Here is a 14,267-nt window from a genome sequence, read left to right on the forward strand (position 1 = left end):
CTAGTCTTCCCCGTCCTGCGGCGCCCGCAGACCTTCGTAGATCTCTTTGCAGGTCGGGCAGATCGGGAACTTCTCCGGATCACGGTTCGGGATCCACTTCTTGCCGCACAGGGCCGTCACGGCTTCTCCCGACAGCGCCGACTCCAGGATCTTCTCTTTACGCACGTAGTGCGCGAAGCGCTCATGATCGCCGGGCTCCCAGGTTTGCTCCTCGACCTCCTCGCGCTCCAGCACGCTGGTGGTGGTGCGGGGTCCGTCCGGGGCGGGCTGCGGCGCGCCCGGTGCGGTGGGCTCGTCAAGCGGAGTGCTCATAGCTCAAGAGTAAGGGCTGCGACGTCGCATAATGAGGTGTGGATCCGTTGACCGGCAGGCTGTTGATCGCCGTACCGCGCGTGCGGCACGAGCAGTTGCCAGCCGTCGGTGCGGGCGACGACGGGCTGCTGCAGGTGGACCAGATCACCGAGGTCGACGAGGACAACGTCTTCGAGCGCTCGGTGGTGCTGATCCTGCACCACGACCACGAGGGCGCCCACGGGCTGATCCTGAACCGCCCGCTGGCCGCCGAAGTGGATGCGGTGCTGCCCGGCTGGCAGGACCACGTCACGGCCCCGGACACGATCTTCCAGGGTGGCCCGGTCTCGCTGGACACTGCGCTGGGCTTGGTGGCGATCCCCGGCGACGACGAATCCATCGGGATCAAGAGGCTTTTCGGCGATGTTGCCCTGGTTGACCTGGACGCCCCTCCCGCCGTGGTGATGCCGGAGGTCGGTGCGTTGCGGATCTTTGCGGGGTACGCCGGGTGGGAGCCTGACCAACTGGAGGACGAGATCCAGGCCGGTGCGTGGTACGTCGTGGACGCCCATACCGACGACGCCTTCACCACTCGTCCGCATGACTTGTGGGCCTGTGTGGCCCGGCGCCAGCGCAGCACCGTCGCCTTTGTGTCCAGTTTCCCAGGCGATCCGGCCCTGAACTGAAACAGCAGAAGGGCGGCCGACCCGGATTACGGGTCGGCCGCCCTTCTGCGACGCTTTGCGTTCGGTCAGTCGCGACCGGCGCGGCTGTAGCTGCGCTCGGAGCGCCCGCCGCGACGATCGCCGCGGTATTCGCCACGTCCCTGGCCGGGCCGGCGCGGGCCGCCACGGTAGCCGCGCGGACCACCCCGGTGGCCGCGGTCACGCTGCCCGGGCGGGGTCAACAGGTCTTCCAAGGTGGACTGGCTGACGAAGTCGCCCGAGGGGCGGCTGCCACCGGCGGCAGCGATGATGTCGTCGCCGGGGCGAGCCTTGGTCAGCTGGATGCCGACCCCGGCTTCGTCGAGCAGACGCTGCACGCCCTTGCGCTGGTGCGGCAGGGCCAGGGTGACCACGGTGCCGGCCTCGCCGGCGCGAGCGGTGCGACCGGCGCGGTGCAGGTAGTCCTTGTGGTCGGCCGGCGGGTCGATCTGCAGGACCAGGCTCACGTCGTCCACGTGGATACCGCGAGCGGCAACGTCCGTGGCCACCAGGACCGGGATGCGGCCGTCCTTGAAGGCACCCAGCACCTTGTTGCGCTGACCCTGGTTCAGACCGCCGTGCAAGGCGGCGGCGACGATGCCCTGCTCACGCAGTTCGGTGGCGACACGGTCGGCACCGAGCTTGGTGCGCACGAAGACGACGGTGCGACCGGTGCGGTTGGCGACCTCCGCGGTGACGACCTTCTTGTCGCGCGGCTCGATCAGCAACGCGTGGTGCTCCATCGTGGTCACCGATGCGGTGCCGTCGTCGGTGGAGTGGGTGACCGGGTCGGTCAAGTAGCGGTCGACGACCGTGTCGATGCCGCGGTCGAGAGTCGCCGAGAACAGCAACCGCTGACCGCCTTCGGGGACCAGGTCGAGGATCTCGGTGATGGCCTCCAGGAAGCCCATCTCGGCCATGTGGTCGGCCTCGTCCAGGATCGCGATCTGGACCGCGGACAGGTCGGCGGCACCGCGGGCGATCAGGTCGCTCAGGCGGCCGGGCGTGGCGATCAACAGGTCGACACCGCGGGCCAGCGCGCTCAGCTGCGGCTCGTAGGGCATCCCGCCGGCTACCAGCTTGTGGTGCAGGCCGGCCACGTGGACCAGCGGCTGCAACGCATCGCTGACCTGCATGGCCAGTTCGCGGGTCGGTACCAGGACGATCGCCCGCGGCTGGTGCGGACGCGCCTTGGAACCCATCAGACGGGTCAGGGTCGGCAGGCCGAAGGCCAGGGTCTTACCGGAACCGGTGCGACCGCGGCCCAGGACGTCGCGGCCCGCGAGTGCGTCCGGGATGGCCGCCTGCTGGATCGGGAAGGGCTCGGTGATGCCGTCGCGAGCGAGGCGCTCAACCAGCACCTCGGGTAGCCCGAGGGCGGCGAATCCGTTGTCTGACATGTCGATTGGTTCCTGAATGCGTGCTGCGGCGGCGGCGCGGGTAGTGGTGGTCTGCTGGGGGCGGGAGTGGGTACGGCGCTCCGGACGCTCGCCGTAGGAGCGGGTGTCGTCGCGGCGGTTGTCGTAACGACGATCGTCGCTGCGCTGCGGACGGTCACCGTAGGAGCGGTTGTCCCGACGGTTGTCGTAGGACCGGTTGTCGCGACGCTCACCGTACGAACGGTTGTCGCGACGCTCACCGTACGAACGGTTCTCGTCCCGACGGTTGTCGTAACGACGGTCATCGCTGCGCTGCGGACGGTCACCGTAGGACCGGTTGTCCCGACGCTCGCCGTACGAACGGTTGTCGCGACGCTCACCGTACGAACGGTTCTCGTCCCGGCGGTTGTCGTAACGACGATCGTCGCTGCGCTGCGGACGGTCACCGTAGGAGCGGTTGTCCCGACGGTCGCCGTACGAACGGTTCTCGTCCCGGCGGTTGTCGTAACGACGGTCATCGCTGCGCTGCGGACGGTCACCGTACGAACGGTTGTCCTCGCGACGCGGACGGCTCTCGCGCTCCGGGCGGCTCTTGGAATCCTTGGCGTATGCGTTGCTGCTCTTGCCCTTCTGGGCAGCGAGCTTCTGCTCGCGGGTCCAACGCGGCTTCTTGCCAGCCGTCTTGGCGGCAGGCGTAGTCGAATGACGTGACATGGGTGCGTTCCTTCACAGGTGGCAACTGGCGGGCGGTTCGTCCTGTCCGGATGACAGGCCGCCGGATCTCAGCGCTCACACAACGACCGGGAGGTGGCCCGGCGTAAGAAGACTGACCTCAAGAACGCAAGATCGGATGTCACCATCGTAGCGGGTAACCGGCGGTGCTCATGACCACCAGCGACGTGAGCGCGCTCACTACTCCCGTGCAGCGCGACTCACGGCCGCCGCGATGATCTTGCTCAGGTCCGGGTGGAAGACGCTGGGAATGATGTACGTCGGGTTCAACTGATCGTCCGGAACGACCGCGGCGAGGGCGATCGCCGCGGCCTGGAGCAGGCTCTCGGTGACCTTGCTGGCTGCCGCATCGAGCAGTCCCCGGAAGATGCCCGGGAAGACCAGAACATTGTTGATCTGGTTGGCGAAATCGCTGCGCCCGGTCGCGACCACCGCGGCGTACTGCGCGGCCTCGTCGGGAGCGACTTCTGGGACCGGATTGGCCAGCGCAAAGACGATGGCGTCATGACCCATGGTCGAAATGTCTTGACCGGTAAGGATGTTCGGCCCAGAGGCTCCGACGAAGACGTCCGCTCCGACCAGAGCCTCCTGCAGCGTGCCGCTGACTCCGCGGGGGTTGGTGTCCCGCGCGAGAGCCGCCAGCGACGGGTTCTCCCCCGCGACGATGTCGTCTCGGTCCCTGCTCACCACACCGTGGATGTCCGCGACGACCACGTCGCGCGCGCCGGCGTGCAGGAGCAGCCGGGTGATCGCCGTTCCGGCGGCACCAGCGCCGCATTGCACGATGCGCACGTCGGCGAGTTTCTTGTCGACGACCTTCAGCGCATTGGTCAGCGCGGCCAGGACGACGACCGCTGTGCCGTGCTGATCGTCGTGGAAGACCGGAATGTCCAATTCCTTGCGCAGCCGGTGCTCGATCTCGAAGCATCTCGGCGCCGAGATGTCCTCGAGGTTGATCCCCGCGAACACCGGCGCCAGCGCCTTCACCGTGCGCACGATTTCATCGGGATCCTTGGTGTCCAGGCAGATCGGGAACGCGTCGATGTCCGCGAACCGCTTGAACAGCGCGGCTTTTCCTTCCATGACCGGCATCGCGGCCAACGGGCCGATATCGCCCAGGCCCAGGACCGCCGTCCCGTCAGTCACCACGGCCACGGTGTTGCGCTTGATGGTCAGCCGGCGCGCGTTCTCCGGGTGAGCCGCAATGTCCATGCAGACCCGGGCGACACCCGGGGTGTAGACCAACGACAAGTCGTCACGATTGCGGATCGGTACCTTCGACTCGATCGAGAGCTTTCCGCCCAGGTGCGCCAGGAACGTGCGGTCGCTGACCTTGCCGATCTCGACACCGGCGATGTCGGCGATCATCCCGACAACGTGGTCGGCGTGCTGCGGATCCCGCGCCGCAATCGTGACGTCCACCGCCATGCGGTTGGTCTCGGAGGAGGTGACGTCCAGACCGGTGACCAGTCCGCCCGCCTCATCCACCGTGCTGGTCAGTTCGCTGACGGCGGTCGGCCGCGCGGGCAACGAGAGGCGAATGGTGATCGAGTTCGACACGGACGGCTGCACAGTCACGTACTTCATTGTGACCCCTACTGATGCGTAGACCAGAATCCGTGTGCCACGCTGCGCTCATGACGACTGAGGTGTCCGCAACGTTGCGTGTGACCGGGACCGCCACCAGTGGCGCCACGCCCGACCAGGTCGAGTTGCGGCTCGGGGTGGAGCACACCGCGCCCAGCGCGCCGGAGGCGCTCAACACTGCGGCGGCCACGGCGCAGCGCCTGGTCGCCGCCATCAAGGAGCGTGGCGTCGCCGACCACGACCTGCAGACCGCTGGCCTGTCCCTGGACCGGGGTTGGGATCCGAACAAGAACGTCCCGAGTGGGTACGTCGCGCGGCACCGTTTCGCGGTCCGCACCGGTCTGGACGCCTCGGCTGCGATCATCGCCGCTGCCGCCGATGCGGCAGGCGACGACCTGCGGGTTGAATCGGTCAACCTGGCCGTCAGCGACACCGATCCCCTACGCGCCCGCGCCCAGCGCGATGCGTTCGAAGATGCGCGGACCCAGGCAACCGAACTCGCACGCCTGGCCGGGCGTCAACTGGGTCCGGTCCTGGCCATTGACACTTCACCGTCCAGTGGCCCGATTCCGTTGCAGCCCAAGGCGATGCGCATGATGTCAGCAGAGTCTGGCAGCCCGATGATTGAGGGTGGGGAGTTCACGGTGACCGCGACGATCGTCGTGGTCTACGAACTCCTGTGAGCTGAGCAACTGGTGTGACGCGCCTGCGTGAAGTGGAGGTGGCGGGAATCGAACCCGCGTCCGCTAACGGCGAGACAGGACTTCTCCGGGTGCAGTGCGCTATGGATTTTCTCGGCCCCGCAGCTCGCACGCACACGTTCTGTGACAGGCCCAGTCGGGTAAGAGTCCCGCACCGCCCCCCGACGAGACGATGCAGCAAGTTTCCTAGCTGACGCCAGGCACTGAGTCGGAAACTAGCTCAGGCTGACGGACTTCGAGGCTCGCTCAGGCGGCGAGGGCGAAGTCGGTGCGCTTGGAGTTGGCACCTATTGGTTTTGCACGCATCGTTAACGAGATAAGCGTGCATCCTCGACCCGCTTCCCCTGCGACGGCGATCAACGTCGAAACCGATCACCCCCATGATGAAGCAGGCGCGTCACACTATTCAGTTGGCTCGTTGATCCTAACGCCCGACCGCAACCGGATATTTCGCCCGCCCGGGGATCAGCCGCCTCAGACGCCGAACGTCGGCCGCAGCGGATACGACGCATCCCCGGACTGCGGCACCTTCACGCCCAGCACCTGGTGCAACTGGATCCGGTTGGTCTCGAAGGACAGCGACGAGCCGGCCAGGTACAACCCCCAGATCTTGGCCGTGGGCTCACCCGCCTCGGCGACGCACGCGTCCCAGTTCTCCGAGAGGTTCACGCACCAGGCCCGGCAGGTGCGGGCGTAGTGCTCGCGCAAGTCCTCGACGTGCCTGATCTCCAACCCCTGGTCCTGCATGGCGGTGATGATCGTTCCGACCCCGGTGATCTCGCCATCGGGAAACACGTAGCGATCGATGAATCCACCCTTGGTCAGGGACGGCGCCTTGTTGTCAGGACGGGTGATGCTGTGGTTCAGCATTCGGCCCCCGTCACGCAGATGCTCCATCGCGAACTGGAAGTACGTCGGATAGTTGCGCACGCCGATGTGCTCGGTCAGCCCGATCGAGCTGAGCGCATCGAAACCCGTTTCGGCGACATCTCGGTAGTCGCTGTAGCGAATCTCAGCGCGGTCATCGAGGCCGAGCTCCTTGACCTTCTGCTGGCCCCAGGTCGCCTGTTCGCGCGACAGCGTCACGCCCAGCGCGGTCACGCCGTAATGCTCCACGGCGTGCCGCACCATGCCGCCCCAGCCGCAGCCGATGTCCAGCAGCCGCATCCCCGGAACCAGACCCAGCTTCTTGCAGACCAGGTCGTACTTGTGGAACTGCGCTTCCTCCAGCGTCGAGTCCTCGCCGGGATAGCAGGCGCAGGTGTAGGTCATGGAGTCCCCGAGCACCATCTCGTAGAACTCGTTGCTGACGTCGTAGTGGTGGTGGATCGCCTCGGAGTCCCGTTTGCGGGAGTGCCGCAGCCCCTCGACCGCCCGCCGCCATGGCGATGGCGCTTCCTGCGGTGGCGGGGGCGGCGGCTTCAACGCGCCCAGGCCGACCGCCGACAGTATCGCCGGGATCTCCCGCAGTGGCGGGGTCTTCGGCTCGAAACCGCTCCAGAAGACGTTCAGGAAGTCGTACGGATCGCCAAGGTCGACCCCGGACAACGTGAGGTCGCCGCTCACGTAGGCCCGGGCAAGACCCAGCTCGCCCGGGTGAGTGATCAAGTAGCGGATGCCCCGCTCGTTCTCGATGTGCACGGCGTACGGCGCATTCGGATTGCCACCGGAGGACCCGTCATACGCGGTCACTCTGAACGGTGCGTCCTGACCGATCAGCTTGGTGACGACGTCACCGATCGTCATCGTTCCGTTGCTTCGCGTCATGCTCACTTGCGCAACACCGCCTTCGTGTAGAGGTCCGGCAGTCGGCCGGAGGGGTCGTAACGCTTCTTGATCGCTTGGTAGGTCTCGCCGCCGTAGAGTTGCCAGAAGGTGTCTTCGTCGTAGTACGCGTCGCTGTACAGCGATTTGTGCCCGTCGAACTGTCCGACTGCCTGCTCGATGCGCCGGTTGACATCGCCGTCCTGCGCTCCGTCAATAATGGGCACCGTCGCCCAAAAACCAACATTGACATAGGTCTCGCCCGTACGCATCGGGTAGAGGGGCCACGGCTGCCCTTCCACGGTGTGATCTACAAGACGCATCGGGCACAGCCACACCGGACTGATCGGGACGTTCTGCGTGAACCAACGCAGGAACTCGGCGGTACGCGCGATCGGCACCTCGACGTCCTGGATGACGCGCTCTCGGGCCGGCTTGCCCCGCCACTGGTCAATCCGGGCCTTGACCCCGTGCGTGGTCTCGAACCGGATGATCTTGCTGTAGACGTCGCTGCGTTTGTACCGGTCCGGCCAGAGGCGACGAACCATGGGCCGCCCCAGGCCGAGCGCCCCGTCGCACCAGAACCAGTCGGTGTCCCAGCGCCAGATGTAATCCTCGGTGGTGAGGTAGTCGTCGGCGCGCTGCTGGATCGAGCGGTAATAGATCTGCTGGCCGGTGTAATCGCTGACGTACGGCGCGTGGTCGACAAAGCTGGCGACCACCAGGTAGGCCTCGTGCTGAGAGAAGACGACTCCGTCCAAAAAATCCACGGCCCGGCCGTCGTGTTCGCCGGTCTGGACGATCTGGTCCATGGTCGAGACACACGACTCCAGGTCATCGAAGCGGACGTGCTGCAGTCGCACGTACGGCTTCACCGGCATCAGCTTGATCCGCAGCCGGACCGAATAGCCAAGCGAACCGTAGGAATTCGGAAAAGCACGGAAGAGGTCGGCGTGCTCGCCATCGGGGGTCACGTGCAGGATCTCACCGGCACCGGTGAGGACATCCAGTTCGACAACGGACTCGTGGGGCAGGCCCATCCGGAAACTAGAGGACTCGATACCCAGTCCGGTGACCGCTCCGCCCAGAGTGATCGTGCGCAACTGCGGGACGACGTACGGCATGAATCCGAACGGGAGAGTCTCGGCGACGAGATCCTCGTAGGTGGTCATCCCCTGGACGTCCGCGGTCTGCTGCTGGGGGTCGATGGAGATGACGTGGTTGAGATCGGTGACATCCAGCCCCGGACTGGTGATGCGCTCCCGGTTGCGAAAGAGGTTCGAGGTCTTCTTGGCCAGCCGGACCGGCTGGTCCTTGGGCAACGCCGCCAACTGATCGCGTACCCGTTGCACAGCCGTCAGGTGCGCCTGTTGTCCGATCACACCGATCTCCTCCACCGCTACGCCGATTGCATAGCTACTCTACCTACCAGCTGCTGGCACCGCCGCCACCCATACCGCCACCGGAGAAGCCGCCGCCACCAAAGCCGCTGCCTCCGGACGAACCGGGCGTACTGACGAAGGTCCCGGCCGAAACGGTGCCGAAGGCATCGACGCCACTACCGATACTCTCAAACCCGTTGAAGCCTGGGTTGATCGGGATGTACCACATCGGCATGACGATCGGACGCCCTTGCGCTGCAGCTGCTTCCGCCACCTGGCCGAAGACCTTCGCCCACCGCTCCGCGATACCGAACACCACGGCGTACGGCAGGTACTTGCTGAAGATCTGGGAGGCTTCCTCGAACTTGATCTGCCCGGCCTCGGCCGTTTCCAGGTACTGCTTGAAGCCCATGGACTGCGCAGTGATCGCGCTGCCGAGCGCCGTACGTGATGCCATCCGTCGGCCCATGAACATCACGATCAATCCGGCAAGAACCAAACCGATCGGCAGTCCGATGGCCGCCAGCGCGAGGTTGGCAAGGAAGACGAAGGAGGCGATCGCGGCTCCGATCAGCAGCGCGCCGAGCATCTGCCAACGTGCCCGCACGGCCGCCGGGTTCTGCCGGAACCAGCCGCGCTGGATCGTCTCGGCGTACATCTCGCTCTTGGCACTGGACAGGGTGCTCGCGAAGTGATTCTTCAAGTCGGAGAGTTTGACCGGGGATCCCTGGCTGAATAGACCACGCAGGACCACCTGCTCGTACTGCAACAGGGGCTCGGTCTCCTGAGTCTGGGTTGCGGTCAACTCCCAGTCGCCGGCTGAGAACAGACCCTTCTGCTCGACCTCCCGCATCCGCAGGTAGCCGCGGGCCGCCAGGTCGACAACCGTGGCGCTGACATCGACGGTGTCCGCGGATTCGTCGATGACCGTGCCCATCAGACCGGGCCGCACGCCGGCCGGGGGGCTGAACTGCACGGCGATCGGCTGCTTGCCCCCGCGCACGATTTCACCCTCACCGTCGGTCGGGGTCAGACCAGGGGTCAGGCCGGCGTACCGCTCGTCACGACCACGCTTCCAGAACAACGCGCCCATGCCGCCCGCCGCCAGGACCGGCAGCGCGACACCACCAGCGACGCCGACTTTGGCCAGCGCAGCCTTCTGGTCGGGGGTCAGCCCGCTGCTGTCATCCTGATCCGCCGAACCGTCCCGCAGGATCGGGTTGGTGTTGGTGAAGGCAGCGGTCGGCATGGCGCTCACCACCGAAACCTCTTGATAGGCAGACAGGTTCGATGCAGAGAACGTCGCGTCACCACCGGCGCTGGCCTGGCACTGATTGGTGCTCTTCGAAGCGCCGTAGTAACAGGCTGCCTTGGTGCTGGCGGCCGGACCGGCCACCGTCACGCGCACCGAATCGATCGGGACCGCGACCTGGGCTCCGGTGACGTTCCAGTAGAACTCGGTCGTGCCGTTGTCCTGCCTGTTCACCACACCGTGCAGCGTGTAGGAGATCGTGTACTTCTGCGTCCCGGAGACCGTGGTGTTCGGATCGCCGATCCGCAGCACCGTGTTGGCCCCGGACTCCGTGCGCTGCACCTCGGTCGGAGCGCCGGTGGAACTACTCACCGACACGTCGTCCAGGTCATACGTGCGGTACTTGTCCGGCTGAGGGTCGTAACCCTGCCGGGTGATGATCCAGCGTTTGATGCCGTGGGCATCCTGGCCCGGCGCGAACTGCCAGGTCAGTTGCTCGGTGACGCGCGCAGTGCCGTCGGCCTTCACGTCGTACGTGCTGACCCAACTGATGATCCGCTCCCCCGTCGCGGCGGAAGCCATCGAGGCTGGTCCGAACACCAGCGCAGCAAGCATTCCGATGACGGCCAGTATTCGCACCCCACGCATGGCCTCACCCTAGTGCGCGGTCACCTCGGTTCAATCCCCAAACCAGACTCACTCGCGAAACAAATCCGACGCGCCTCATCGCCGACTCGGCTAGCGCCTCATCGACTACTTCGTCAGTCGCCGAAACCACCGAAGTCACCGAAACCGCCCCCACCATCGCCGCCGAACCAGCCACCGCCGTCGCCGGAGCCGCCATCGCCGCCGAACCAGCCACCACCGTCGCCCGAACCACTGTCGCCGAAACCACCGTCGCCACCGGGCCCGCCGTCGCCGGAACCCCCATCACCCCAACCGCCGTCGCCGGAGCCGAAGTCGCCGCCACCGTCATCCCCGAACATCGCGTCGCCCATGAAGTCGTCCATCGAGAACGCCAACATGCTGAAGGTCAACAGCGACACATCGTCCGCGACGAACCAGGTCGGCGTCGCAACATCGAAACCTTCCGCCTGTGCAGCGCGCGCCACATCGCCGAAGACCTTGGCCCAGTGATCGGCCAGGTTGAACACGATCGCGTAGGGCAGGTACTTGCTGAAGATGCCGGCGGCTTCCTCGAACCGGATCTGACTGGCCTCCGCTGTTTCCAGGTACCGGCGGAAACCCAGGGCCTGTACGGCGATCGCCGTGCCCTGCGCCGTGCGCGCACCCACCCGCCGAGCGCCGTACGCGATGACGGCACCCGAACCCAGCAACCCCACGGCCGCACCGATGCCGGCTGGGCCGAAGTGCTGGTTGCCAGTCAGGAAGAGAGCGATAAAGCCAAGGACGATCAGGATGGTCGACAACCCGCGCACTCCGGCCTGCGCCTCCTGCGGCGGCCGGCTGAACCAGCCCCGGTGCAGTGTCTCCCGCTCGAGTTCACCCATCGCCTTCGCGGACAGGCGACCGAACGTCGTACGCAGGGCCGACATCGCCACCGGCGACCCCTGCTCGAAGAGTCCGTCAAGGATGGTCTGCTCGTAATCCGCCAGCGGAGACGGGACGGCCGGCTCGGTGCGGGTGAACCACCAGTCGGCGGGCACCCCATCCGCGGCCGGGACCTGGCGCATCGTCAGGTAGCCACGTCCAGCCAGGTCAACGACGGTGGCACTGACTTCCCGCGGTCGGGCCCGCTGAGTGAGCAGCGTGCCCACCAGCCCAGCCGACGCCGGCGGCGGGTTGAACTGCACCGGGATCGGGGTGCCACCGGCGCGGGTGATCTGCGCGGTGTCGACATCGGTCGGGATCAGCCCGGGAGTGACTCCTGCGTACTGCTGCGATCCGCCGTCGGCACGCAGATACAGATACATCGCCGCGGCGCTGAGCGCGGGCAGCCCGATCGCCAGCAGCAGTGCGAGCACGGCGTCACTCATCGCCGCTCACCCGGGGCCGCGGGCTCCTCCACGTACCGTCGCAACCGGCTCCCGGCGGCGATGGTGGCCAGACCCAGCAGGCCGACCACCACTCCGAGCACCGGCGCTCCAGCGGTGGCGAGGGTCAGGCCGCACAACGCGACCATGCCGCCCCACAACAGGACGGGTGTCTTGGCCAGATCCCAACCGCGGCGCACCGCGATAGCCAACGCGGCGGCGCACGCCGCGAGCACGAGGATCATGACGGTCTCACCGATCGTCTGACCCGTTTGCTGACGGCCATCGCCGAGGTCGGCGATCAGCACCCAGACCGCACCTGCCACCAGCAAGGCGACCTGGAAGAACAGAAGGGCGGCGACCGGCCGGGTCGCACTCACCGGCTGGCGCTCGGACATGTCTTGACCCTAATGCACCGGTCATCGCGCCCCAGAACCGCGAGATCGGCGTACGCAGAACTTGGTCATGTGACCAACACCTCATGTTCGATAACGAATTTCTGCACCAAAGCCCTTGTGACATCTGGGGCTACCGGTGAGGATTGGAACAGGTATGCCGTAGCGCGCGTTATTGCGGATGGAGGCCGCACCCGCGGCTGTGAAACGTAGAGCGATCCACGGCGCAGCATCACCCGCCGGATCGTCCACGCGACGGACCACTAGACCTAACGGACCGACGTCGTTCCGTGCGCTCGCGCACGTTCGACTATGTGCAAGGAGCTACTTGATGGATTGGCGCGACCGCGCTGCGTGTCTGGATGAGGATCCTGAGCTGTTCTTCCCGATCGGGAACACCGGCCCAGCGATCGCCCAGATCGAAGAAGCGAAGAAAGTCTGTCGGCGATGCGTTGTCGTCGACACCTGTTTGAAGTGGGCCCTGGAGTCGGGTCAGGATGCGGGCGTGTGGGGTGGCATGTCCGAGGACGAGCGCCGCGCGCTCAAGCGGCGCAACGCCCGGGCCCGCCGGGCCGGCTGACCGGCCACTACCGCCGGATCGCCCGTAGGCGTGCGGTGAGCCGCACCCGCGTGCCGTGCGGCTCGACCCGCTCCCAGCGGATCGTGCCGCGCAGATCTTGCACCAGCGACAACACGATCTGGTTGCCCAGGCCGCCCTGGCCGGGCTCGAAACCGTCGGGCAACCCGGCGCCGTCATCCTGCACATCCATCGTCAGGATCTCCTCGTCCGGACCGGGCCGACGATCGACCCGTACGGTGACGGTGCCGCCGTCGTACTTGAACCCATGCTCGACGGCGTTCTGCACCAACTCGGCCAGCACCATCGCCAGCGACGTCGCGTCCTCGGGCGTCAGCGTGCCGAACTGCCCGATGACCTCCCCGCGCACCCGGGTCTCGGTGCGGTTGGCCAGGTCGATCGCCTGACGCACCGTGCGGCTGGCGACATCATCGAACGGCACCGTCTCCTGCAGCCCGAAGCTCAACGTCTCGTGCACCGTCGCAATCGTGCCCACCCGGCGTACGGCGTTCTCCAGCGCCGCGCGCGCACTCGGATCCGGAAGGCGCCGGGCCTCCAGGCGCAGCACGGCCGCGACCGTCTGCAGGTTGTTCTTCACCCGGTGATGGATCTCCCGGATGGTTGCGTCCTTGGTGAGCAGCTCCCGCTCGCGCCGGCGCAACTCGCTGACGTCGCGGACCAACAGGACCGCACCGATCCGTCGGCCGTTCTCGGTCAACGGGATCGAGCGCACCGCGACGTACGCCGAGCGGGACTGGATCTCGGTCTGCCAGAAGACTTTCCCGGACAACGTGACCATGAGTTCCTCGTCCACCGGACCCCGGTCGGGCAGTACCTCCCCCAGCGCGGCGGTGAGGCGCACGCCGACGATCGGACCGACGTACCGCAAGCGGTTCATCGCCGACACGGCGTTCGGGCTGGCGTAGCGCACGACGCCGTCGGCGTCCAGGCGCAGCACGCCATCCCCGACCCGTGGCGTGCCCCGGGAGGCGGTCGGGGCGTCCTGGGGGTGCGGGAACGCACCGGCGGCGACCATCCGAGCCAGAGCGTCCGCCGTCGCCAGATAGGTGACCTCGAGGCGGCTGGGGGTGCGCATCGCGGCCATGTTGGTGTGCCGGGAGAGTACGGCGATCGGTTCCCCCGACAGACGACCGGAATCATCTCCTCCCGGACCGGGACGTCATCGCGCCAGGTCGTGCTGCGCGAACGCATGATGGTCCGGGTCTCGAACGCCTCATCGACCGCCGCGCGCCGCACCTCCGGCAGCTGCGCGCCCACGAGGTCTTCCAGGAAGACGCCGACGCCCGTCGTGGGTCGCACATGCGCTCCGGCGATCCAGATGCCGTCCTCCCGGCGTAACCACAGCACCAAGTCAGCGAAGGACAGGTCGGCCAGCAACTGCCAGTCGCCGACCAACGAGTGCAGCCACTCCGCCTGCGAGGGTTCAAGCCCGGTCTGTTGTTCGTCGATGACCTCATGCAGGGACGGCACACCGAAAGCCTATGCGCC

At 66.7% G+C, this 14,267-nt stretch carries 12 protein-coding genes, 1 other RNA gene and 1 pseudogene; 3 read left to right on the plus strand and 11 right to left on the minus strand.

All coding sequences use genetic code 11. The features are described from left to right. Nucleotides 1-312, minus strand: coding sequence for a DUF3039 domain-containing protein (locus tag DR843_RS10505; protein ID WP_109685636.1), 312 nt, complete (start codon nt 310-312; stop codon nt 1-3). Nucleotides 313-350: 38 nt separating this feature from the next. Between DR843_RS10505 and DR843_RS10510 the strand changes: the two genes are divergently transcribed. Continuing rightward, on the plus strand, nt 351-977 hold the full coding sequence (locus DR843_RS10510; RefSeq protein ID WP_109685638.1) for a YqgE/AlgH family protein: 627 nt from the start codon (nt 351-353) through the stop codon (nt 975-977). 65 nt (nt 978-1,042) lie between these two features. Here the strand turns inward: DR843_RS10510 and DR843_RS10515 are convergent, their stop codons facing one another. Then, nucleotides 1,043-3,088, minus strand: a complete 2,046-nt coding sequence (locus DR843_RS10515) for a DEAD/DEAH box helicase (RefSeq protein ID WP_109685640.1) — start codon at nt 3,086-3,088, stop codon at nt 1,043-1,045. A 198-nt stretch (nt 3,089-3,286) separates the two neighbouring features. Beyond that, nucleotides 3,287-4,693 carry an NAD-dependent malic enzyme gene (locus tag DR843_RS10520; RefSeq protein WP_109685642.1) on the minus strand — a complete coding sequence of 469 codons (1,407 nt, stop codon included), beginning with the start codon at nt 4,691-4,693 and terminating at the stop codon, nt 3,287-3,289. A gap of 50 nt (nt 4,694-4,743) precedes the next feature. Here DR843_RS10520 and DR843_RS10525 point away from each other — a divergent pair, with 50 nt between their 5' ends. After that, nucleotides 4,744-5,376: an SIMPL domain-containing protein gene (locus DR843_RS10525; RefSeq protein WP_170119833.1), complete on the plus strand. Its 633-nt coding sequence runs from the start codon at nt 4,744-4,746 to the stop codon at nt 5,374-5,376. A gap of 30 nt (nt 5,377-5,406) precedes the next feature. On the opposite strand, the gene ssrA is transcribed toward DR843_RS10525, so the two are convergent. The 6 genes from ssrA to DR843_RS10555 form a co-directional block, all read right to left on the minus strand. Next, nucleotides 5,407-5,774, minus strand: a transfer-messenger RNA (tmRNA) gene (gene ssrA, locus DR843_RS10530). A 94-nt stretch (nt 5,775-5,868) separates the two neighbouring features. Next, the gene (locus tag DR843_RS10535) at nt 5,869-7,161 is read right to left on the minus strand and encodes an SAM-dependent methyltransferase (protein WP_109685646.1); all 1,293 of its coding nucleotides are present in this window, start codon (nt 7,159-7,161) and stop codon (nt 5,869-5,871) included. A 2-nt stretch (nt 7,162-7,163) separates the two neighbouring features. Continuing rightward, entirely contained in the window at nt 7,164-8,540 is a 1,377-nt protein-coding gene (locus DR843_RS10540) for an FAD-binding oxidoreductase (RefSeq protein WP_245934086.1), read from the minus strand. A 43-nt stretch (nt 8,541-8,583) separates the two neighbouring features. Then, the gene (locus DR843_RS10545; RefSeq protein WP_109685648.1) at nt 8,584-10,440 is read right to left on the minus strand and encodes a DUF2207 domain-containing protein; all 1,857 of its coding nucleotides are present in this window, start codon (nt 10,438-10,440) and stop codon (nt 8,584-8,586) included. A gap of 113 nt (nt 10,441-10,553) precedes the next feature. Then, entirely contained in the window at nt 10,554-11,789 is a 1,236-nt protein-coding gene (locus DR843_RS10550; protein WP_109685650.1) for a DUF2207 domain-containing protein, read from the minus strand. Beyond that, nucleotides 11,786-12,184: a hypothetical protein gene (locus DR843_RS10555; RefSeq protein WP_109685652.1), complete on the minus strand. Its 399-nt coding sequence runs from the start codon at nt 12,182-12,184 to the stop codon at nt 11,786-11,788. The genes DR843_RS10550 and DR843_RS10555 overlap by 4 nt, the downstream gene beginning before the upstream one ends. Before the next feature lie 328 nt (nt 12,185-12,512). On the opposite strand from DR843_RS10555, the gene DR843_RS10560 reads away from it, so the two are divergent. Continuing rightward, the gene (locus tag DR843_RS10560) at nt 12,513-12,761 is read left to right on the plus strand and encodes a WhiB family transcriptional regulator (protein ID WP_109685654.1); all 249 of its coding nucleotides are present in this window, start codon (nt 12,513-12,515) and stop codon (nt 12,759-12,761) included. 7 nt (nt 12,762-12,768) lie between these two features. Here the strand turns inward: DR843_RS10560 and DR843_RS10565 are convergent, their stop codons facing one another. Continuing rightward, entirely contained in the window at nt 12,769-13,854 is a 1,086-nt protein-coding gene (locus DR843_RS10565; protein ID WP_342767177.1) for a sensor histidine kinase, read from the minus strand. A 104-nt stretch (nt 13,855-13,958) separates the two neighbouring features. Further along, nucleotides 13,959-14,249 (minus strand): annotated as a pseudogene (locus tag DR843_RS20850) (histidine kinase N-terminal domain-containing protein); the annotation flags it as partial. Nucleotides 14,250-14,267 lie beyond the last annotated feature (18 nt).

It is taken from the genome of Branchiibius hedensis, from assembly GCF_900108585.1.
Taxonomy (GTDB): Bacteria; Actinomycetota; Actinomycetes; order Actinomycetales; family Dermatophilaceae; genus Branchiibius; species Branchiibius hedensis.

Excerpts from the sequence above, each read along its gene's own strand:
- DR843_RS10505 (WP_109685636.1), bottom strand. The coding sequence starts at position 312 with ATGAGCACTCCGCTTGACGAGCCCACCGCACCGGGCGCGCCGCAGCCC.
- DR843_RS10515 (WP_109685640.1), bottom strand. The coding sequence starts at position 3,088 with ATGTCACGTCATTCGACTACGCCTGCCGCCAAGACGGCTGGCAAGAAG.
- DR843_RS10520 (WP_109685642.1), bottom strand. The coding sequence starts at position 4,693 with ATGAAGTACGTGACTGTGCAGCCGTCCGTGTCGAACTCGATCACCATT.
- DR843_RS10525 (WP_170119833.1), top strand. The coding sequence starts at position 4,744 with ATGACGACTGAGGTGTCCGCAACGTTGCGTGTGACCGGGACCGCCACC.
- DR843_RS10535 (WP_109685646.1), bottom strand. The coding sequence starts at position 7,161 with ATGACGCGAAGCAACGGAACGATGACGATCGGTGACGTCGTCACCAAG.
- DR843_RS10545 (WP_109685648.1), bottom strand. The coding sequence starts at position 10,440 with ATGCGTGGGGTGCGAATACTGGCCGTCATCGGAATGCTTGCTGCGCTG.
- DR843_RS10550 (WP_109685650.1), bottom strand. The coding sequence starts at position 11,789 with ATGAGTGACGCCGTGCTCGCACTGCTGCTGGCGATCGGGCTGCCCGCG.
- DR843_RS10555 (WP_109685652.1), bottom strand. The coding sequence starts at position 12,184 with ATGTCCGAGCGCCAGCCGGTGAGTGCGACCCGGCCGGTCGCCGCCCTT.
- DR843_RS10560 (WP_109685654.1), top strand. The coding sequence starts at position 12,513 with ATGGATTGGCGCGACCGCGCTGCGTGTCTGGATGAGGATCCTGAGCTG.
- DR843_RS10565 (WP_342767177.1), bottom strand. The coding sequence starts at position 13,854 with ATGCGCACCCCCAGCCGCCTCGAGGTCACCTATCTGGCGACGGCGGAC.